This window comes from Rubrivivax sp. JA1026, assembly GCF_011065555.1.
GTDB classification, from domain to species: Bacteria; Pseudomonadota; Gammaproteobacteria; order Burkholderiales; family Burkholderiaceae_C; genus Rubrivivax; species Rubrivivax benzoatilyticus.
This window is the reverse complement of record NZ_JAALCQ010000006.1, coordinates 182,509-201,433: the sequence shown is the minus strand read 5'-3', so window position 1 is coordinate 201,433 and position 18,925 is coordinate 182,509. Positions and strand designations below refer to the sequence as shown.

The 18,925-nt window shown below is 71.4% G+C and carries 17 protein-coding genes and 1 pseudogene; 12 read left to right on the top strand and 6 right to left on the bottom strand.

Features of this window, described 5'->3' with window-relative positions; translation table 11 throughout:
* Nucleotides 1-2 precede the first annotated feature (2 nt).
* From G5B56_RS12260 to G5B56_RS12250, 3 genes are read left to right on the top strand one after another with little or no spacing between them, the layout of a single operon-like run.
* Nucleotides 3-575, top strand: a complete 573-nt coding sequence (locus tag G5B56_RS12260) for a YfiR family protein (protein ID WP_009855297.1) — start codon at nt 3-5, stop codon at nt 573-575.
* Nucleotides 572-1,816, top strand: coding sequence for a sensor domain-containing diguanylate cyclase (locus G5B56_RS12255; protein WP_009855298.1), 1,245 nt, complete (start codon nt 572-574; stop codon nt 1,814-1,816). The genes G5B56_RS12260 and G5B56_RS12255 overlap by 4 nt, the downstream gene beginning before the upstream one ends.
* Nucleotides 1,813-2,349 carry an OmpA family protein gene (locus G5B56_RS12250; protein WP_164963372.1) on the top strand — a complete coding sequence of 179 codons (537 nt, stop codon included), beginning with the start codon at nt 1,813-1,815 and terminating at the stop codon, nt 2,347-2,349. Before G5B56_RS12255 ends, G5B56_RS12250 begins: the two co-directional genes overlap by 4 nt.
* A gap of 10 nt (nt 2,350-2,359) precedes the next feature.
* Here G5B56_RS12250 and G5B56_RS12245 read toward each other — a convergent pair whose 3' ends face one another.
* Nucleotides 2,360-4,276: a radical SAM protein gene (locus G5B56_RS12245; RefSeq protein WP_164963371.1), complete on the bottom strand. Its 1,917-nt coding sequence runs from the start codon at nt 4,274-4,276 to the stop codon at nt 2,360-2,362.
* Between the two features lie 194 nt (nt 4,277-4,470).
* On the opposite strand from G5B56_RS12245, the gene G5B56_RS12240 reads away from it, so the two are divergent.
* The 6 genes from G5B56_RS12240 to G5B56_RS12215 all read left to right on the top strand — a co-directional run bounded on the left by G5B56_RS12240 (nt 4,471) and on the right by G5B56_RS12215 (nt 10,400).
* Nucleotides 4,471-5,448: a tripartite tricarboxylate transporter substrate binding protein gene (locus tag G5B56_RS12240; protein ID WP_164963370.1), complete on the top strand. Its 978-nt coding sequence runs from the start codon at nt 4,471-4,473 to the stop codon at nt 5,446-5,448.
* 63 nt (nt 5,449-5,511) lie between these two features.
* Nucleotides 5,512-6,096 carry a TetR/AcrR family transcriptional regulator gene (locus tag G5B56_RS12235; RefSeq protein WP_164963369.1) on the top strand — a complete coding sequence of 195 codons (585 nt, stop codon included), beginning with the start codon at nt 5,512-5,514 and terminating at the stop codon, nt 6,094-6,096.
* A 79-nt stretch (nt 6,097-6,175) separates the two neighbouring features.
* Complete coding sequence (locus tag G5B56_RS12230) at nt 6,176-6,925, top strand: SDR family NAD(P)-dependent oxidoreductase (protein WP_240920802.1); 750 nt, start codon at nt 6,176-6,178, stop codon at nt 6,923-6,925.
* Between the two features lie 221 nt (nt 6,926-7,146).
* Complete coding sequence (locus G5B56_RS12225; protein ID WP_164963367.1) at nt 7,147-9,126, top strand: response regulator; 1,980 nt, start codon at nt 7,147-7,149, stop codon at nt 9,124-9,126.
* Nucleotides 9,127-9,184: 58 nt separating this feature from the next.
* On the top strand, nt 9,185-9,643 hold the full coding sequence (locus tag G5B56_RS12220; RefSeq protein WP_164963366.1) for an SRPBCC domain-containing protein: 459 nt from the start codon (nt 9,185-9,187) through the stop codon (nt 9,641-9,643).
* A 52-nt stretch (nt 9,644-9,695) separates the two neighbouring features.
* A complete protein-coding gene (locus G5B56_RS12215) occupies nt 9,696-10,400 on the top strand; it encodes a dihydrofolate reductase family protein (RefSeq protein ID WP_164963365.1) in 705 nt (234 codons plus the stop codon).
* Here the strand turns inward: G5B56_RS12215 and G5B56_RS12210 are convergent.
* The 4 genes from G5B56_RS12210 to G5B56_RS12195 form a co-directional block, all read right to left on the bottom strand.
* Nucleotides 10,397-11,407 carry a metal-dependent hydrolase gene (locus G5B56_RS12210; protein ID WP_164963364.1) on the bottom strand — a complete coding sequence of 337 codons (1,011 nt, stop codon included), beginning with the start codon at nt 11,405-11,407 and terminating at the stop codon, nt 10,397-10,399. The two genes, G5B56_RS12215 and G5B56_RS12210, sit on opposite strands and share 4 nt — an antisense overlap.
* A gap of 243 nt (nt 11,408-11,650) precedes the next feature.
* On the bottom strand, nt 11,651-13,327 hold the full coding sequence (locus G5B56_RS12205; protein ID WP_164963363.1) for a 2-isopropylmalate synthase: 1,677 nt from the start codon (nt 13,325-13,327) through the stop codon (nt 11,651-11,653).
* A gap of 537 nt (nt 13,328-13,864) precedes the next feature.
* Entirely contained in the window at nt 13,865-14,320 is a 456-nt protein-coding gene (locus G5B56_RS12200; protein WP_164963362.1) for a hypothetical protein, read from the bottom strand.
* 109 nt (nt 14,321-14,429) lie between these two features.
* Nucleotides 14,430-14,960, bottom strand: a complete 531-nt coding sequence (locus tag G5B56_RS12195; RefSeq protein ID WP_164963361.1) for a hypothetical protein — start codon at nt 14,958-14,960, stop codon at nt 14,430-14,432.
* 342 nt (nt 14,961-15,302) lie between these two features.
* Between G5B56_RS12195 and G5B56_RS12190 the strand changes: the two are divergent.
* Nucleotides 15,303-15,671: pseudogene (locus G5B56_RS12190) on the top strand (site-specific integrase); the annotation flags it as partial.
* A 269-nt stretch (nt 15,672-15,940) separates the two neighbouring features.
* Here the strand turns inward: G5B56_RS12190 and G5B56_RS12185 are convergent.
* Complete coding sequence (locus G5B56_RS12185) at nt 15,941-16,924, bottom strand: LysR family transcriptional regulator (protein WP_164963360.1); 984 nt, start codon at nt 16,922-16,924, stop codon at nt 15,941-15,943.
* A 131-nt stretch (nt 16,925-17,055) separates the two neighbouring features.
* Here G5B56_RS12185 and G5B56_RS12180 point away from each other — a divergent pair, with 131 nt between their 5' ends.
* Both G5B56_RS12180 and G5B56_RS12175 read left to right on the top strand, forming a co-directional pair.
* On the top strand, nt 17,056-18,477 hold the full coding sequence (locus G5B56_RS12180; RefSeq protein ID WP_009855312.1) for a form I ribulose bisphosphate carboxylase large subunit: 1,422 nt from the start codon (nt 17,056-17,058) through the stop codon (nt 18,475-18,477).
* A 35-nt stretch (nt 18,478-18,512) separates the two neighbouring features.
* Nucleotides 18,513-18,869, top strand: coding sequence for a ribulose bisphosphate carboxylase small subunit (locus G5B56_RS12175; RefSeq protein WP_164963359.1), 357 nt, complete (start codon nt 18,513-18,515; stop codon nt 18,867-18,869).
* The last annotated feature ends 56 nt before the right edge of the window (nt 18,870-18,925 follow it).

The window sequence follows — 18,925 nt, the reverse complement described above, 5'->3', positions numbered from 1 at the left end:
CGATGACCGATTCCCGCTGCCGTGCCGCCCGCCGTCTCCCGCGCGGCGTCGGTGCCCGCCTGCTGCAGGTCCTGCCCGTCGGGCTGGCGCTGGCCGCGGCGGCCCAGGCCCAGACCACGTCCACCGTCGCCGAGAGCCGCTCGGCGCTGAGCCCGGCGGCGATCGTGCTGGGCATCGTGCGCTACACGCGCTGGCCGGCCGACGGCCCGCTGCGCCTGTGCGTCGGCGAGGGCAGCGGTGCCGAGCTGCGCGCGCAGCTCGAACGTGCACCCGACGCGCGCGGGCTGGAGGTCGTCGAGACCGCGCGCCACCTGTCCCCGCCGGCCGCCTGCTCGGTGCTGCTGTTCGACGGCTGGCCGCCGGCGGCCCATCGCGAGACGCTGCGCCGCCTCGCCGGCCAGCCGGTGCTGACCATCGGCTGGGGCCACGAGTTCTGCAGCGACGGCGGCATGTTCTGTCTGCAGCGCATCGGCGACCGCCACAGCTTCGAGGTCAACCTCGACGCCGTCGCGCGTGGCGGCTTGCGCGTGCATCCCCAGGTGCTGCGCCTGGCGCGGCCGGGACCGAAGGCATGACGCTCGACGGCGCCGCCAGACTGCCGCTGGGCGCGGTGCTGCGCCAGGGCCAGCTGCGGGTCGCGCTGGCGGCGCTGCTGGTCGTCTGCACGGTGGTCACCGTCGGTGCGGCCTGGCAGCTGAAGGCCTCCCAGCTGCACGGCCTGGAGCTGATCGGCCGCTCGATCGCCTACTCGACCGAAGCCGCCGTCGCGTTTGCCGACGACGGCGAGGCCACGCGCCTGCTGGCCGGCATCGGCGGCGCCGAGCGCCTGGACTCGGCGCGCATCGTGCTGGGCGACGGCCACGAGTTCGCGCGTTACGAGCGCGCGCCGGCCGGCACGCTCGACGCCCTGCAGCGCCGGCTGTCGCCGACGGTGGAGCTGCCGATCGTCGTCGACGGCCGCAGCGCCGGGCGCCTGGTGCTCGCCGGCGACGCCGGCTTCCTGCAGGCGCTGCTGCTGTGGGCCGGGCTCGGCCTGCTGTTCGGTGTGGCCGCCACTGCGCTGACGGTGGCGGCCACGGCTCGCCGCCAGGACGCGCTGGTGCTGCAGCCGCTGCTGGCGCTGTCGCGCACCACACGCTCGATCCGCCAGGCGCGCGCCTTCGGGCGCCGCGTCGAGCCGGTCGCCGTGGCCGAGCTCGACGCGCTGGCCGGCGACTTCAATGCCCTGCTCGACGAGGTGCAGGCCTACGAGGCCGAGCTCGTCGCGCGCAACGAGGCCCTGCGCCAGGCTTACGAGACGGTGTCGCAGCAGAGCCGGCGCGACGCGCTGACCGGCGTGGCCAACCGCCACGCCTTCGAGGAGCGGCTGGACGAGGCGCTGAGCCGCGCCCGCCGCGAGGGCGAACGGGTCGGCCTGCTGTTCGCCGACGCCGACCGCTTCAAGGCCATCAACGACGAGCACGGCCACGAGGCCGGCGACGCCGTGCTCTGCGCGCTCGCGGCGCGCCTGAGCCGCGGCGTGCGCCAGCACGACCTGGTCGCGCGGCTGGGCGGCGACGAGTTCGTCGTGCTGGTCGCGCCGCTGCGCACGCGTGAGGAGCTGGAGCCGATGGCGCGGCACCTCGAAGCCCTGGTGCGCGAGCCGCTGCCGCTGCCCGGCGGGCGGCTGCTGCGGCCCTCGGCGAGCCTGGGCGCGGCCGTCTATCCCGACGACGGCGCCAGCGCCGCCGAGCTGCTGGCCGCCGCCGACCGCGCCATGTACCGCTGCAAGCAGGCCGGCCGCAACCGCCCCGCCGCCACCGACACACCGCCATGACCCACCGCCTCGGCCGTTCCCCGTCCCCCCTGCCCGCAACCCGCCGCCGCACGGCGCTGCTGGCCCTGGCCGCCTGGGCCGTGGCCGGCTGCCAGACCGTGCCGCCCGCGGCGCCGCCGCGCCCGAGCTTCTCGCCGGAGCAGGTGCGCACGCTGCAGGGCCTGGGTTTCCGGCCCGAGGGGGATGACTGGCAGCTCGACCTGTCGATGGCGCTGCTGTTCGAGTTCGATGCCGACCGCCTGGCACCGCTGCAGATCGAGCGCCTGGGCCGCCTGGGCCGCGAGCTGGCCGAGGCCGGCATCCACCGCATGCACGTCGAGGGCCACACCGACAACGTCGGTGCCGCGGCCTACAACCAGGCGCTGTCGCTGCGCCGCGCCGCCAGCGTCGCGCGTGCGCTGTCCGGCGCCGGCTTCGACGCCGCCGGTCTGCAGGTGCGAGGCCTCGGCGCCGCGCGCCCGATCGCCGACAACACGAACGAGGCCGGCCGGGCGCGCAACCGGCGGGTGACGCTGATCGTCGTGGCGGATTGACTCGCCTGCCTCAGCGCCGCTCCAGCGCCCGCGCAATGCGCCCGCGCGGCACGGTCGGCTTGGGCACACGCTGGTCGAACCAGCTGCGCACGTCGGCGTCCAGGCCGACGCCGTGCATGTAGTTGTAGATCGCCTTCTTCAGCGCCGTGCCCAGGCGGTCGTGGTCGACGCCGGTGGGGTCGACGAAACCGACGTCGTTGCGCGCGAACGTCGTCGGCGGCAGCGGCTGCAGCGTCACGCCGTAGGCCGCCGGATCACGCCCCACCGGCGAGTGCACGGTGCAGGTGAAGCGGTGGAAGAAACCCGACTGGATGCAGCCGGCCTCGAACAGCTGGCGCACGTATTCCAGCGCGTCCACCGTGTCCTGCACCGTCTGCGTCGGGAAGCCGTACATCAGGTAGGCGTGCACCAGGATGCCGGCGTCGCTGAAGGCGCGCGTGACGCGCGCCACCTGCTCGACCGACACGCCTTTCTGCATCAGCCCCAGCAGCCGGTCCGACGCCACCTCCAGCCCGCCGCTGATCGCGATGCAGCCGCTGTCGGCCAGCTGGCGGCAGAGTTCGGGGCTGAAGCTCTTCTCGAAGCGCACGTTGCCCCACCACGAGATCGCCAGCTGCCGGCGCTGCAGCTCGGCGGCCAGCGCCTTCAGCGACTTCGGCGGCGCGGCCTCGTCGACGAAGTGGAAGCCCGTCTGCCCGGTCTCGGCGACGATGGCCTCGATGCGGTCGACCAGCGTCGCCGCGCCGGCGGCGTCGTAGCGCGAGATGTAGTCCAGGCTGGTGTCGCAGAAGCTGCACTTCTTCCAGTAGCAGCCGTGCGCCACCGTCAGCTTGTTCCAGCGCCCGTCGCTCCACAGCCGGTGCATCGGGTTGAGCATGTCCAGGAGCGACAGGTAGCGCCCCAGCGGCAGCCCGTCCCAGGTCGGCGTGCCGACCTCGGCAAACGGCACGTCGGCCTCGCCGATGTCGTGGTAGCGCACCGCGCCTTCCTCGTCGCGCATGAACGTGCGCACCAGGCGCTGGCGCGAACGTTTGCCGGCCCAGTGCTCCAGCAGCGCCAGCAGCGGGCGCTCGCCGGCGTCCAGCGTCACGGCGTCCACGTAGTCGAACAGCCGCGCGTCCGACAGCTCGCGCAGCTCGGTGTTGACGAAGCCGCCGCCCAGCGCCACACGCAGCCCCGGCTGCACCGCCTTCATCGCCTGGGCGATGCGCAGCGCGCCGTAGACCGAGCCCGGGAAGGGCACGCTCAGCAGCACGACGTCGGGCCGGTGTTCGGCCAGCGCTGCCTGCGCCAGGCGCTCGAGCGTCGTGTCGACGAGGTTGGGCGGCGCCGCCAGCGCCTGCGCCAGCGGCTCGAAACTCGGCTGGCTGGCGGCCAGCTGCTCGGCGTAGCGCACGAACTCGAAACGGGCGTCGACGGCGTCGCGCAGCACGTCGGCCAGGTCGTCCAGGTACAGCGTCGCCAGGTGGCGCGCGCGGTCCTGCGTGCCCAGCGCGCCGAAAGCCCAGGCCAGCGGGTCGCCGCCTTCGGGGTCGTCGGGGTCGACGTAGACGTCCAGCGAGCAGAAGCGTGCGCCTTCGGGCAGGAAGGCGCGGCCGGCGATGCGGTGCGCCAGCGTCGCGTCGCCGCCCTGCAGAAAGCGGATCGTCGGCGTGATCGTCGCCACGTAACGCTCGAACTGCGCCTCGAAGGCGTCCAGCCGCGGCGTGCGGCGTTCGGGCGGCAGCGCCGCGGCAGCGTCGCGCACGGCGGCGAGGCCGGCCGGCGTGAACAGCTCCAGCACCAGCGCCAGCGCGAGGTCGGTCTGCATCGCGGCGATGCCGCGCGAACGCAGAAAGCCGGTCAGGTAGGCGGTCGAGGGGTAGGGCGTGTTCAGCTGCGTCATCGGCGGGATGACGGCGAGCACGCGGAGGTCGGGGGCGCTCATCGGTGGCGGGATTCTCGCCCGCGGCGGCCGACCCCGCGGCCAGCGCGTCAAGACATGCCTATTCCGGCAAGTCTGAAAGCTGCGAAGCTCGGCTAGGCGCAAGGCAGCACGCTCCCTAGAGTGCAGGTTCCCGGCCCGCCGGACCTGCCCCGCGAGGCAGGCTGCGCAGGCCGCCAAGAGAACCAGGAGACAAGATGAAGCGATGGTTGCGGGCCACCCTGGCCCTGCTGCTGGCCGCGCCCGCGGCGGCGGCCCTGGCCCAGGCGGCGACATTCCCCGAACGCGACAAGCCGCTGCGCATCGTCGTGCCGTTCGCGGCCGGCGGCGGCGTCGACGCCGCCGCGCGGCTGCTGGGCACGCAACTGCAGAAGCAGCTCGGCGTCACCGTCGTCGTCGAGAACCGCGCCGGCGGCAGCGGCACGATCGGCGGCCGTGCGGTGCTGTCCTCGCCGGCCGATGGCCAGACGCTGCTGTTCTCTGCGGCCACGCACGTGCTCGCCAAGCAGGTGCTGAAGAACGCGCCCTACGACCCGCAGACCGACTTCGCGCCGGTGGCGCGTGTCGGCGAGGCGCCGCTGATGCTGGTGCTGGCCCCCAACCGGACACAGACCCGGCTGGCCGAGGTCCTCGGCACGATCCGCCAGCAGCCCGGCAAATGGTCGGCCGGCATCCCGGCGGCCGGCGCGCCCAGCCACCTGGCGACGCTGCTGATGGCGCGCGACGCGCGGCTCGAGCTCGCCTACGTGCCCTACAAGGGCACGCAGCCGGCGCTGATGGACGTCGCCGGCGGCCACACCGACCTGGTGTTGGACTCGATGATCTCGCTGCTGCCGCTGGCCAGGTCGGGCAAGGTGAAGCCGATCGCGATCACCGCGGCACGGCGCAGCGCGCTGGCGCCCGAGGTGCCGACCTTCAAGGAGAGCGGGCTGCCCGAGTTCGCCTATGCCTCCTGGTACGGCGTCTGGGCACCGGCCGCCACGCCACCGGGCCGCGTGGCGACCTTGAACACCGCGATCAACGCCGCCACCACCGAACTGGCACGCAGCGGCGCCTGGGCCAACCTCGGCATCACGCCGGTCACCGAGAGCGCCGAGCAGTTCAAGCGTTTCGTCGCCCGCGACGTCGCGCAGGGCGCCGAACTGCTGCGCAGCGCCGGGTTCCAGCCGGAGTGACGGCGGCGCGTTCGTCAGTGCCGTGTTTGACCGTATGGTCAAAAACGGCGTAGAGTGCGCCCCATGCCACGCGAACGCTGTTTCTCCGAAGCCGAGGTGCTGGAGCGTCTGACCGACGTCTTCGCCGCCCACGGCTACACCGGCACCAGCCTCGCGCTGCTGCAGCAGGCCACCGGCCTGGGCAAGCAGAGCCTGTACAACGCCTTCGGCGACAAGCAGGCGATGTATCTGCAGGCCATCGACTGCGCGACGCGGCGTGCGGCGCACGTCGCCGGCGCGATGCAGGGCGCGAGCGACGGCCGCGCCGCGCTGCAGGCCTTCTTCGCCGCGATGCTCGACGACTGCGCCAGCCCCGACCCCGGCCGCAAGAGCTGCATCGTCACCACCGGCCTCGTCGAGGGCCTGGACGAGGCGCCGCTGGCCTGGGCGCTGACCAGCCGCTGGCAGGCCACGCACGAACTGCTGCGCGCCAGCGTCGAACGCGGCCAGCGCGACGGTTCGGTCGCCAACCAAGCGCCGTCGGCCGACCTGGCCGAACTGCTGGCCGCACTCGTCAGCGGGCTGCGGGTCGCCGCCCGCGCCGGCCGCAGCCGCCAGCAGATGGAGCGGCTGGCGGCGCTGACCCTCGGAGTTCTCGACAGGGCCTGAGCCGCCCTGTGCCCGCCCGGCCGCGCGAGCGGCATTTCTTTCACCCTTTATTGACCAAATGGTCAAGTTGGAGACCGTGATGAACAAGCCCCTGGACGGAAAGATCGCGCTGGTCACCGGCGCCTCGCGTGGCATCGGCGAAGCGATCGCGCGGCGGCTGGCCGCCGACGGCGCCGAGCTGGTGCTGCACTACGGCAGCGGCCGTGCCGAAGCCGAGGCCGTGGCCGCGGCGCTGCACGACGGCGGCCACCGCGTGCACCTGCTGCAGGCCGACCTGGCGGCTGCCGACGGCGCCCGCCACCTCGTCGACGGCCTGAAGGCGCTGCCGTTGCCGCGTGTCGACATCCTCGTCAACAACGCCGGCGTCGCGCCGTTCGCGACGCTCGCCGAGACCACGCCCGAGGTCTTCGACAAGCTCCTCGCCGTCAACGTGCGCAGCCTGTTCTTCGTCACCCAGGGCGTGCTGCCGCTGATGCCCGACGGCGGCCGCGTCATCAACATCGGCAGCGCGGTGTCGCGCACTGCCTTCCCCGGCATCACGGCCTACGCCGCCACCAAGGGTTTCGTCGACGTGCTGACGCTGCAGCTGGCGGCCGAACTGGGCCCACGCCGCATCACCGCCAACGTCGTCGCGCCGGGCGCGATCGACACGCGCATGAGCGCCTGGATCCACGCCCCGGGCGGCCAGGAGACGCTGGCCCGGGTGCAGGCGCTGCCGGGCATCGGCCAGCCGGCGCAGGTGGCCGGCGTCGTCGCCTTCCTGGCCGGGCCGGACGGCGCCTGGACGACGGGCCAGGTCGTCGACGCCAGCGGCGGCACCAAGCTCTGAGTTCCGGGGCGGCGGCCGGAGCGTGGACTGTTCCGCGCTCTGTCCTTCGCATTCGGGACGTCGCGGGCATTCCCGCACCCGAGGGCGGGGCGGCCGCCGAATAATGCGCAGCCCATCCCGCAGGCCGCTCGCCTGCGGGTGCCAGGCCTGGCCCGAGTGACCGGAGCGCGCCGTGACCCCAGCTGCCGTTCGTTCTCCCGCCCCGGCGCATCCGCGTGCGCATGCCTGAGCGCGAGCCGGCTACGCCTCGCGGGCCGCGCCTCTGGCCCTATCTGCTCGCGCTGTCGTCGTCGCCGGCCGTGCTGCTCGCGCTGTCGTCGTCGCCGGCCGTGCTGCTCGTCTGGCGCCAGTCGGCGGCCCCCGCCGACACGCTGTTCCTGCCTCTGCTGCTGCCCGTCATCGCCTCCGTATGGGCCGGCGGCATCGGGCCGGGGCTGGTGGCGGCCGCGCTCGGTGCCGCTGGGGCGGTCTACGCTGCACCCGGCGCCGGCGCGCAGGCCTGGGGCGTGTTCGTGCTGGAGGCGCTGCTGATCTGCGCGCTGGCCGCGTTCCGGCCGCGGCCCGCAGCGCCGGCGCCAGTCCCTGTGCCCGACGACACGCACGAGCGCCTGCGGCAACTGGCCGAAGAACGCGACACGCTGTCCGAGCACGAACGTTTCATGCGCGCCATCGCCGACGCCCTGCCGGGCATGGTCGGCTACTGGGACGCGGACCTGCGCTGCCGCTTTGCCAACATCGCCTACCTGGAGTGGTTCGGCCGCACGCCGCGGCAAGTGCTGGGCATGCGGATGCAGGACCTGCTGGGCGAGGAGCTGTTCCGCGCCAACGAGCGCCACATCCGCGGCGCCTTGGCCGGCGAGGAACAGCGCTTCCAGCGCACGATGACGCGAGCCGACGGCAGCACCGGCTACACGCTCGCGTCGTACATCCCCGACCGCGTCGATGGACGGGTGCGCGGCTTCAACGTCATCGTCGCCGACATCTCCGACGTCAAGCGCGCAGAGATCGAGCTCGAACGACTCAACGTGCAGCTGGTGCAGCGCGCAGCCGAAGCCGATGCCGCCACGCGCGCCAAGAGCGCCTTCCTGGCCAACATGAGCCACGAGATCCGCACGCCGATGAACGCCATCATCGGCCTGACGCACCTGCTGGCGCGCGACGCCACCGACGACCAGCAGCGCAGCCGCCTGGCCAAGGTCGACGGCGCCGCGCGGCATCTGCTGCAGGTCATCAGCGACATCCTCGACCTGTCCAAGATCGAGGCCGGCAAGTTGAGCCTGGAGCGCGAGGAGTTCCGCCTCGACGAAGTGCTGGAGCATTCGCTGTCGATGGTGCGTACCAAGGCGGCGGAGAAGGGGCTGGAGCTGGCTGTCGACACCACGCCGCTGCCCGAGCGCCTGATCGGCGACCCGACACGGCTGGCCCAGGTGCTGATCAACCTGCTGGCCAACGCCGTGCGCTTCACCGACCGCGGCGGCGTGCGTCTGCACGGCCGCGAGCTCTGGCGAGACGAACACCGGCTGCTGGCGCGTTTCGAGGTGCAGGACAGCGGGCCGGGCATCGCCCCGGACCAGCTCGGGCGGCTGTTCGAGGCCTTCGATCAGGGCGACAACTCGGCGACGCGCCGCCACGGCGGCACCGGCCTGGGCCTGGCGCTGACACGCCGCTTCGCCACGCTGATGGGCGGCGAGGCCGGCGTCGACAGCCGCCTGGGTGAAGGCAGCACGTTCTGGGTCAGCGCCGAGTTCGGATTGCCGCCGCCCGAGGGCACGCAGCCGCCGCCGCCGCTGCAGGACCCGTGGCCTCTGCGCGCGGACCATCTTGGCCGGCGCATCCTGCTGGCCGAAGACAACCCGATCAACCAGGAGGTGGTGGTCGACCTGCTCGAAGCGGTGGGGCTGCGGGTCGACACCGCCGACAACGGCCGCCAGGCGCTGGAGATGGCGCTGCGCTCGCCCTACGCGCTGATCCTGATGGACGTGCAGATGCCGGGGCTGGACGGGCTGGCCGCCACGCGCCAGATCCGCGAGCACCTGGGCAGCGCCGTCCCCATCGTCGCGATGACCGCCAACGCCTTCGCCGAGGACCGCGCGGCCTGCCTGGACGCCGGCATGAACGACCACCTGTCCAAGCCGGTGGAGCCGCAGCGCCTGTTCGATGCCTTGCGGCGCTGGCTGGACGAGGCGCCGGCGCCCGGCTGAAGCACGCGGGCTCGCCGATTGCCGCCCCGCGCGCCGCCGCTGCCCGCCAGGGGCCCCCATGCCCGACTTCAAGCGCCTGTTCTTCGCCGTCGACATCGCCGCGCCGCCGGCGCTGGTCTGCCAGCGCATGCTGGACCCCGAGGACTACCGCGACTGGACCACGGCCTTCTGCGAAGGCTCGCATTACGAGGGCCGCTGGCTGGCCGGCGAACGCATCCGCTTCCTGGCGCCCGGCGGCGACGGCATGCTGTCCGAGATCGCCGAGCACCGGCCCGGCGATTACACCTCGCTGCGCCACCTCGGCGTGCTGTCCAACGGCGAGGAGGACACCAGCGGCGACGCCGCCGAAGCCTGGGCCGGCGCGCTGGAGAACTACCGTTTCGTGCCGACGCCCGAGGGCACGCGCGTCGAGGTGGAACAGGACGTCACCCCGGCTTACGAGGCCTACCTGGCCGCCGCCTGGCCGAGAGCGCTGCAGAGGCTGAAGGCGCTGTGCGAACGCGGCGCACCGGGCTGAAGGCGTGCGCGCTGGGCCGACAATGGCCGCCCCACGCCACCCGCCCGCGACCATGTCCCGCCCCGTCACGACTCTCTTCATGCTGTCCTCGGTGGACGGCAAGATCTCCACCGGCGACGTCGACACGCGCGACTTCGACCGCGACCTGCCGGCGCTGCCCGGCGTCGGCGAGGGCCTGGCGCAGTACTACGAGCTGGAACGCTGCACCGACCTGTTCGCGCTGAACAGCGGCCGCGTGATGGCCAAGATCGGCGTCAACGTGGCCGGGCCGGCGTCCGTGCGGCTGCCGGTCAGCTTCGTCATCGCTGACGACCACCACCTGACGCTGGCCGGCGTCGACCACCTGCTCGGCCGCTGCCGCCGGCTGTTCCTGGCGACCGCCAACCCCGCACACCCGGTGTTTGCCCGCCAGGGCGCCGAAGGGCTGGAGATCCTGCCGTTCGACGGCCGCGTCGACTTCGGCGAGCTGCTGCGCACGCTGAAGGCGCAGCACGGCGTCGAGCGCCTGACGATCCAGACCGGCGGCACGCTGAACGCGCTGCTGCTGCGCCAGGGCCTCGTCGACCGCGTGTCGCTGGTGCTGGCCCCGGCGCTGGTGGGCGGCGCGACGACGCCGACGCTGGTCGACGGCCCGCCGCTGCGCGACGCCGCCGAACTGCGCCAGGTGAAGGCCCTGGTGCTCGACGAGGTGCGCCGGCTGCAGCACTCGTGGCTGCTGCTGAACTACCAAGTGCTCAACGGCGAAGGCGCGCCCTAGCGTGGCGGCGGCAGTTCCTCGCCCAGCGCGCGCCGCCACAGCCAGGCCAGGCCCAGGCGCACGTCGAGGCGGGCGCTGCGCTGCTCGGGCGTGGCCAGCGGCCGAACCGGGCTGTGCCGTTCGGCGACGGCGAACGTGAACACGTAGGCCGGCTCCTGGCCCATGCGCAGGTCGGTGACGAAGAGCTCGTCGCCGTCGGCGTGCAGCTTGTAGAAGCCCTTGCTGAACGCGGCGACGAGGCGCACGCCGGCGATGTCCTGCAGCGCCGGGGCGAGCGCGGTGCCGCGGTCGAAACGGTCGAAACGCATCGTCGGCGTCTCGTCGAGCAGCGAGTGAAAGCCCTCGTGGTAGTGCGCCCCGTCGATCGCGACGACGCGCCAGAGCACGGTGTTGAAGGCCGTCGGCGTGACCAGCACCTGCCCGGCGGTGATGCCCTGCGCCGCCAGCGACGCGCGCGCCACGCGCTCGACCTGGGCCTGCGCCACCGCGCTCCAGCCCAGGTAGGCGCAGCCCAGCAGCAGCCCGCCGGCGTTGGCGCGCAGCCCGCGGGCGCTGCCGCGCGACGCCAGCGCCCAGCCGGCGCCGGCCAGCAGCGGCAGCGTGAACAGCGGGTCGATGATGAAGATGCTGCCGACGGCGTACGGCCAGTCACTGAACGGCAGCGCCAGCCGCGTGCCGTAGACCGTCATCGTGTCCAGCAGCGGGTGGGTGACGAGCGCCAGCCAGAGCGCCAGCCACCAGCGCCGCCACAGCGCCGTTTCGCCATGCAGCCGCGCCACGGCGGCGGCCAGCGGCAGCGACAGCAGCGTCAGCCAGAACAGCGAGTGCGTGGCGCCGCGGTGCAGCACCATGTTGCGGATGGCGTCGCCGTGGTCGACCAGCACGTCCAGGTCGGGCAGCGTGCCGGCCACCGCGCCCCATGCCGCGGCCTTCCAGACCGCGGTGCGCCGGCCCATCACCGCCACGCTGACGGCGGCGCCCAGCGCCAGTTGCGAAACGGAGTCCATGGTCGATTCTGGCGGTGGCGGCCTTGTGCCCTGGGCCGCTCCGGGGTTGGCCGGCCCTGGCGCCAGGCCACGCGGGTGGCCTGGCGCCGGGTTCGGCCGCGACCGGCCCGCGCCGGCGCCTGCGGATGGCAGGCGCGGCGGGCCGGCTCACGCCCCGGCTCGTGACCGGGGTGTGCACGCGGGCGCGGGGTGAGGGCGCGCCGCGTGACGTCGTGGAAGGCGACGCGGGAGCTCTGGGCCTGTTCAGCCCGCCGCCCCCAGCCGCGCCGCCGCGCTGAGCACCGCCAGCACGCCGGCGGTGGCGATGTCGGCGTGGCGCCCGGCGCCGAAACGTGTGCCGGCCACGCCCGGCGCGGTGGCCTCGACCAGCGCCCAGGCGGCGGCGTCGGAGCCGCCGCCGATCGAACGCTCCTCGAAGTGCACGATCTCCAGCGCGATGCCGAAGGCGCTGCGCAGCGCCTGCGCCGCCGCGTCCACCGGGCCGGCGCCGCGGCCGACGAGGCGGTGCGCGCTGCCGTCGGCGCCGGTGAGGTCCAGCGTGATCTCCACGCCGCCCGGCACCGCCGCCAGCGCGTGGCCGCGCCAGGCCAGCGTGCCGCCGGCGGCCGTCGGCGCCAGGTAGGCGGCGTCGAACAGCTGCCACAGCGTGTCGGCGTCGACCTCGGCTTCGGCGGCGTCGGCGTGCGCCTGCACGACGCTGCTGAACTCCACCTGCAGCCGGCGCGGCATCGCCAGGCCGTGGTAGCGCTCCATCAGCCAGGCGATGCCGCCCTTGCCCGACTGGCTGTTCACGCGGATCAGCCCGTCGTAGGTGCGGCCCAGGTCCTGCGGGTCCACCGGCAGGTAGGGCACCTGCCACAGGCCGCCCGGCTCCTGCGCCGCCATGCCCTTGCGGATGGCGTCCTGGTGCGAGCCCGAGAAGGCCGTGAAGACCAGGTCGCCGGCGTACGGGTGGCGCGGGTGCAGCGGCAGGCCGGTGCAGGCCTCGACCTCGCGCGCGACGTGGCCGATGTCCGAGAAGTCCAGCCCCGGCGCCACGCCCAGCGCGTAGAGGTTGAGCGCCAGCGTCACCAGGTCGACGTTGCCGCTGCGCTCGCCGTTGCCGAACAGCGTGCCTTCGACCCGCTGCGCGCCGGCCAGCAGCGCGAGTTCGGCGCAGGCTACGCCGGTGCCGCGGTCGTTGTGCGGGTGGATCGACAGCACGACGTGCTGGCGGCGCGGCAGGCGCCGGTGCATCCACTCGATCTGGTCGGCGAAGACGTTGGGCGTGGCGACCTCCACCGTCGTCGGCAGGTTCAGGATCACCGGGCGGCCGGGGCCGGCGTCCCAGGCTTCCAGCGCCGCGGTGCAGGCGGCCAGCGAGACCTCGGGCTCGGTCATGCAGAAGGTCTCGGGCGAGTACTGCAGCACCCATTCGGTCTCGGGCGCGGCGTCGGTCAGCGTGCGCAGCAGGCGCACGTGGCGGTCGACGAAGGCCAGCACCTCGTCCACGCCCATGCCGAAGACGACGCGGCGCCACAGCGGCGCGGTGGCGTTGTAGAGGTGCACGATGGCGCGGCGCGCGCCGCGCAGCGACTCGACGGTGCGCACCAGCAGGTCTTCACGCGCCTGGGTCATCACCATCGGCGTGACGTCGGCGGGCAGGCGCTGCTCCTCGATCAGGCGGCGCACGAAGGCGTGGTCGGTGGCCGAAGCGGCCGGGAAGCCGACCTCGATCTCCTTGAAGCCGACGCCGACCAGCAGCTCGAACAGGCGCAGCTTGCGCTCGGCGTTCATCGGCTCGAACAGCGCCTGGTTGCCGTCGCGCAGGTCGGTGGACAGCCAGACGGGCGCCTGGACGAGCGTCTGCGACGGCCAGCGGCGGCTGTCCATCACGGGGGCGGGATAGGGGCGGTACTTGGTCTCGGGGGCTTGCAGCATCGGGGCCTCGAAGCGGTGCGCCGCGCGGCCCTCGAGCGGGCGGCGTGCGGACGCGGGTCTGCGGACGACAGGGCGGGGGGAACGTGCTGCGGATGCCGGCGAACGGCACGACGCTCCCCTGCGGTGCCCTGGCGGGCGCCGCTTCGAGGCCGGGATCTGGGGGAGTGTCTAGCGACCCGCGAACGGGGTCGTGTCAGCCGCGCGCACGTGCGGATCCCGGCCCAGCGTCAGGCATAGGCGTAGGGAGTGCGGGAGGCGGGCGGGCATGGGGGGATTATGGGGGATCGCGGAGGGGGGCCGGAGGGGACGGTTGGCGGGGGATGACGGCTTCAGACTGATCCCGGGCCCTCGTCCGCCATAGGTCGACGGACAGCAAGCGACCCGTAGCGGCCCCTCATATCGGTGACCTCTGGACAGGAAAACGGTCGTTCAACGTTGGAGGTGGACCGGCACGCGCCAGTCGCGCGCCTCGCGGCGCGCGGTTGGTGCGTTCGAGTCGCCCGACTTGTTAGGCCGAACAGCGCGCAAAACATTGCACTACTTGAACGGCCACCGCACTTCCCAGGGCATGTAAGTGAGCTCCTTCTCCAGGATCGCTTGGATTCTCTGCATATGGTCCTCGACCTGATGCACTCGCTTCGCCGGTCCACCATCGGCTGTACTGTGAACCCACAGTTCATTGACCTGAGACGACAGTTCTTCACGGCCCGCGTCACTCATGAAGAGACGTGCTTGCGCGACGTGCTTGTTCAGCTGAGCGAATGCTTCGGTGACCTTAATACTCTTTTCATTCTCAGTACCGGGCAGGTCGTAATATGACTCCGTCGCATAGAGCCGCGTGTCGTGTAATTCGTGCAAAAAGGTAGCGAACGCCTCGGTTCGCGCCTGACGGAGCCACTTCTCGAACTCCGTGCGGCGCGTGAGAGCAGCGCCGATAAACGCACCCAGCATGGCGAGAAGGCCGGAGATTGCTGGAATCACGACGTCGCTCATCTGTTCGACCTAACGTTCGACATTAGCGGAAAACAACGGTAGTCGAAGCCTGCCGTTGTGTGCTGCTCGATGGAGTGGCTGGGCCTCAGCGCGCGGCTTGGCATGCAGATCAGTCGAGCATTGGCGACTGGAAAGACAGCTTTGCGTCTTCAACGGCGAACGCAAACAGCTCCGACTTCCACCCCGCCTCGGGATCGGCACATCGATGCTCTGGACACGCGAGCTGAATACGCCAAGCGAGCCATTCAGCCAAGCTGTTAAATGTGGGGTACTTCTCGCCGGGACTGGTGCCGAATACTCGGTACTCAACAAGACCGATTCGGTCGTTGAGGTCCTTGAGCGATTGAGCGATCTTCTCTTCAGGTGTGCGGATGCCGCCTCGATAGAAGGACGCTGACGCGAAGTGTGCGTCGAGCCCGTGCCACTCCTTGAGCATCTTGGCCAAGGTGATCTCGGGGCTCAGAGCAATTTCGACCTTGCCGAACCCGAACCGCCTGAGTAAGCCTTGCCCGGAGGCCGCGGGCGCGCTTTGGGCCAGGAGCACGTTGCCCGCGATGGCACTTCGCTTACGCCGAATGAGATTAGCGATTTCAAGGAAAGCGATGTCAGTGAGCGCAGATGCTCTGGCGGCGGACTTCATAGACGCATAAGTGCTAGGACGTTGGATTGTGACGCCCAACGTGTTGTAGATAGGCGCACGCTGCGTCCTAACACATCGACGCGTGCTGCATAACAACGGACAGGTCAGCGAACCAAGTTTGCTGCACGGCTACTTTTTCCTGTTGATTGTATTTTCATACAGCACCAAATTTACCCGCAAGTCCGGCAGCTTGTGCAACGACTTCTGCGCCTCGCCGAAGCTCAGGAGGACGGTATGCTGCCACCACTTGACGCGTTGGCGCCAGCGCGCAGGCACATGTGGGCGGCCCAGGGAGACGCAAGCCCGCTGCCGCCACTGGCGTCCCCCAGGTTGCTGGACTAGTTGCGCGAACGTATTCGCTACCTGCACTACAGCCACCGCACCGAGCAGGCTTATGTGTACTGGTGCCGCGCCTTCATTCGCTGGAACGGCATGCGCCACTCGGCCCAAATGGGTGGCACCGACGTCGAGGCTTTCCTGTCGTACCTGGCCGCCGATCGCGGCCTGGCGCCGTACAGTCGCATGGCCAAGCCGGCGACGCCGCATAGCTTGCGTCGCTACTTCGCGACTCATCTGCTGCAGGCCGGCAGCGACATCCGCACCGTGCAGGAGGTGCTCGGCCACTCCGACTTGGCTACCACGATGATCTACACCAACGTGCTGAAGATGGGCGGCGGCGCCGTGCGCGGTCCCTTGGACGCGCTTCCCCCGCCAGACCGCCACAAAGCGGACTTTGATGAGGTGCTGCTCCTGGCCGCCAGCCGTGACTCAGCCGCCCGCCGCGAGTGACTCCAACCGCTGCAAAACCGCCGTCCGTTCACACCACGTTGCGACCGCAGTTCAGGCCCCAGCGCTGGAGGCTGGCCACCCGCAGGTGAGTGCCCGGCACCGTCAACATCACTGATCGCCCGACCGACGCTGGCGCGTTGTCGCGCTCGGTGCCCGCAAGCGCAAACACCGTCCGGCAACCCGCCCCGCGCTCACCCCCCGTCGTCGACGCAGACCATCTTCGCTGCCGCAGCCGCCGGCCCCGTCACCGCCGCTGTCGCCTGCTGCGCCGGCGCCGGCGCCGCCGTGCCGCTGCGGTTGGCGAGCAGGTGCGCGATGAAGGCCGAGGCCACGGCGGACAGGTGTTTGCCGGCGGGGTGGGCGACGTGCCACTGGCGCATCAGCGGGAAGCCCGCCACGTCGAGCGGCCGCAGCGGGCCGGCTTCGCCCTCCAGCGCCAGCGTGTGGCGTGACAGCACCGAGATCCCGAGCCCGCCGACGATGGCCTGCTTGATCGCCTCGTTGCTGCCCAGCTCCATGCGCACCTTGAGCCGGCAGCCGCGTGCGGCGAAGAAGTCTTCGGCGGCCAGCCGCGTGCCGGAGCCGGGCTCGCGCAGCACGAAGGGTTCGGCGGCGATGCGCTCGGGCGGGATGGCATTGCGGCCGGCCAGCGGGTGGTCGTGGCGGGCCAGCACGACCAGCGGGTTGTCGGCGATCGGCGTGGCCACCACGTCCAGCTCCGACGGCGGCTTGCCGAGGATGACGAGGTCGTCCTCGTTGGCGGCCAGCCGCGCCAGCAGCTTCTCGCGGTTGGTCACGGTCAGCGACGCCTCGATGCCCGGATGGCGGCTGCAGAACTCGCCCAGCAGGCGCGGGACCAGGTACTTGGCGGTGGTCACCATCGCGATGCGCAGCCGGCCGCGCTTGAGGCCCTGCATGTCGGCCAGGCGCATCTCCAGCCGCTCCACCGCGTCCAGCGTCTCGCGGCTGGCCGCCAGCACCTCCTCGCCGGCCGCGGTGAGGTGCAGCCGCTTGCCGACACGCTCCAGCAGCGGCAGCCCCACCGCCTCCTCCAGCTGCCGCACCTGGGCGAACACCGCGGGCTGCGTCAGGTGCAGTTCCTCGGCCGCGCGGGTGTAACTCAGACGGCGCCCGACGGCGTCGAAGATCTGCATCTGGCGGAGGCTGAAGCGCATGGCCGAAGAATAAACAAACCGCTATAGCGAGGCTAAAAATTATCCAGTTCTGCTAATTCGCGACGCTCGCCATAGTGCGGCCACCCCGAACGCTTCGGGTGCCACCCACAACCCCCGTCCTGGAGAGCCGCATGGCAGCCAAGAAATACGACGCCGGCGTCAAAGAGTACCGCACGATGTACTGGCAGCCGGATTACCCGGTAAAGGATTCCGACTTCCTCGCCGTCTTCAAGGTCGTGCCCCAGCCCGGCGTCTCGCGCGAGGAGGCCGCCGCGGCCGTCGCCGCCGAGTCGTCCACCGCCACCTGGACCACGGTCTGGACCGACCTGCTGACCGACCTGGAGTACTACAAGGGCCGCGCCTACGCGATCGAGGACGTGCCGGGCCACGACGAGGCCTTCTATGCCTTCATCGCCTACCCGATGGACCTCTTCGAGGAGAGTTCTGTCGTCAACGTGTTCACCTCGCTGTGCGGCAACGTCTTCGGCTTCAAGGCGGTGCGCTCGCTGCGGCTGGAGGACGTGCGCTTCCCGCTGTGGTTCGTCACCACCTGCCCGGGGCCGCCGCACGGCATCCAGGTCGAGCGCGACAAGATGGACAAGTACGGCCGGCCGCTGCTGGGCTGCACGATCAAGCCCAAGCTCGGCCTGTCGGCGAAGAACTATGGCCGCGCCGTTTACGAATGCCTGCGCGGCGGTCTCGATTTCACCAAGGACGACGAGAACGTCAATTCGCAGCCGTTCATGCGCTGGCGCGATCGATTCTCCTTCGTGCAGGAGGCCATTGATAAAGCTCAACAAGAAACGGGTGAGCGCAAAGGCCATTACCTGAACGTCACCGCCGGCACCACCGAGGAAATGATGGAACGCGCCGAGTTCGCCAAGGAACTCGGTTCGCCGATCATCATGAATGACTTCCTCACCACCGGCTGGGCGGCGCACCAGAGCCTGTCCAAGTGGTGCCGGCGTCACGGCATGCTGCTGCACGTGCACCGCGCGCTGCACGGCGTCATCGACCGCAACCCCGTGCACGGCATCAACTTCCGCGTGCTGGCCAAGCTGCTGCGCCTGATGGGCGGCGACCACCTGCACTCCGGCACCGTCGTCGGCAAGCTCGAAGGCGACCGCGAGGCCACGCTCGGCTGGGTCAAGCTGATGCGCGAGCGCCACATCAAGGCCGACCGCTCGCGCGGCATCTTCTTCGACCAGGACTGGGGGCCGATGCCCGGCATGTTCCCGGTGGCCTCCGGCGGCATCCACGTCTGGCACATGCCGGCGCTGGTGACGATCTTCGGCAACGACTCGGTGCTGCAGTTCGGCGGCGGCACGCTGGGCCACCCCTGGGGCAACGCCGCCGGCGCCTGCGCCAACCGGGTCGCGCTCGAAGCCTGCGTGCAGGCGCGCAACGAGGGCCGCGCGCTGGAGAAGGAAGGCAAGGACATCCTGACCGAGGCCGCCCGCACCAGCCCCGAGCTCAAGGTCGCGATGGAAACCTGGAAGGAGGTCCGCTTCGAGTTCGACGTCGTCGACAAGCTGGACGTCCAGCACCGCTGAGCCGCCCCCTTCCCGTCACCCGAAAGGACTGAACCATGAGCACCGTACAAGACTACGCCTCGCGCCTGAGCGATCCGGGCAGCCGCAAGATGGGCACCTTCTCCTATCTGCCGCCGATGAGCCCGCAGCAGATCCGCAAGCAGATCGACTGGATCGTCCAGAACGGCTGGAACCCGGCCATCGAGCACGTCGAGCCGCAGCACGCGATGCACAGCTACTGGTACATGTGGAAGCTGCCGATGTTCGGCGAGACCGACATCGACCTCGTCCTCGCCGAGCTCGAGGCCTGCCACCGCGCCAACCCCGGCAACCACGTGCGCCTGATCGGCTACGACAACTTCAGCCAGAGCCAGGGCGCCAGCATGGTGATCTATCGCGGCCGCGCGGTCTGAGGCCCGCAACTCCGCCCCGCCGCGGCGGCCCGGCCGCACGGCGGGGGCACGACAGG

Bases quoted from the DNA above. Each gene is read 5' to 3' on its own strand.
- G5B56_RS12260 (WP_009855297.1), top strand. From the start codon at position 3: ATGACCGATTCCCGCTGCCGTGCCGCCCGCCGTCTCCCGCGCGGCGTC.
- G5B56_RS12255 (WP_009855298.1), top strand. From the start codon at position 572: ATGACGCTCGACGGCGCCGCCAGACTGCCGCTGGGCGCGGTGCTGCGC.
- G5B56_RS12250 (WP_164963372.1), top strand. From the start codon at position 1,813: ATGACCCACCGCCTCGGCCGTTCCCCGTCCCCCCTGCCCGCAACCCGC.
- G5B56_RS12245 (WP_164963371.1), bottom strand. From the start codon at position 4,276: ATGAGCGCCCCCGACCTCCGCGTGCTCGCCGTCATCCCGCCGATGACG.
- G5B56_RS12240 (WP_164963370.1), top strand. From the start codon at position 4,471: ATGAAGCGATGGTTGCGGGCCACCCTGGCCCTGCTGCTGGCCGCGCCC.
- G5B56_RS12235 (WP_164963369.1), top strand. From the start codon at position 5,512: ATGCCACGCGAACGCTGTTTCTCCGAAGCCGAGGTGCTGGAGCGTCTG.
- G5B56_RS12230 (WP_240920802.1), top strand. From the start codon at position 6,176: ATGAACAAGCCCCTGGACGGAAAGATCGCGCTGGTCACCGGCGCCTCG.
- G5B56_RS12225 (WP_164963367.1), top strand. From the start codon at position 7,147: ATGCCTGAGCGCGAGCCGGCTACGCCTCGCGGGCCGCGCCTCTGGCCC.
- G5B56_RS12220 (WP_164963366.1), top strand. From the start codon at position 9,185: ATGCCCGACTTCAAGCGCCTGTTCTTCGCCGTCGACATCGCCGCGCCG.
- G5B56_RS12215 (WP_164963365.1), top strand. From the start codon at position 9,696: ATGTCCCGCCCCGTCACGACTCTCTTCATGCTGTCCTCGGTGGACGGC.
- G5B56_RS12210 (WP_164963364.1), bottom strand. From the start codon at position 11,407: ATGGACTCCGTTTCGCAACTGGCGCTGGGCGCCGCCGTCAGCGTGGCG.
- G5B56_RS12205 (WP_164963363.1), bottom strand. From the start codon at position 13,327: ATGCTGCAAGCCCCCGAGACCAAGTACCGCCCCTATCCCGCCCCCGTG.
- G5B56_RS12200 (WP_164963362.1), bottom strand. From the start codon at position 14,320: ATGAGCGACGTCGTGATTCCAGCAATCTCCGGCCTTCTCGCCATGCTG.
- G5B56_RS12195 (WP_164963361.1), bottom strand. From the start codon at position 14,960: ATGAAGTCCGCCGCCAGAGCATCTGCGCTCACTGACATCGCTTTCCTT.
- G5B56_RS12185 (WP_164963360.1), bottom strand. From the start codon at position 16,924: ATGCGCTTCAGCCTCCGCCAGATGCAGATCTTCGACGCCGTCGGGCGC.
- G5B56_RS12180 (WP_009855312.1), top strand. From the start codon at position 17,056: ATGGCAGCCAAGAAATACGACGCCGGCGTCAAAGAGTACCGCACGATG.
- G5B56_RS12175 (WP_164963359.1), top strand. From the start codon at position 18,513: ATGAGCACCGTACAAGACTACGCCTCGCGCCTGAGCGATCCGGGCAGC.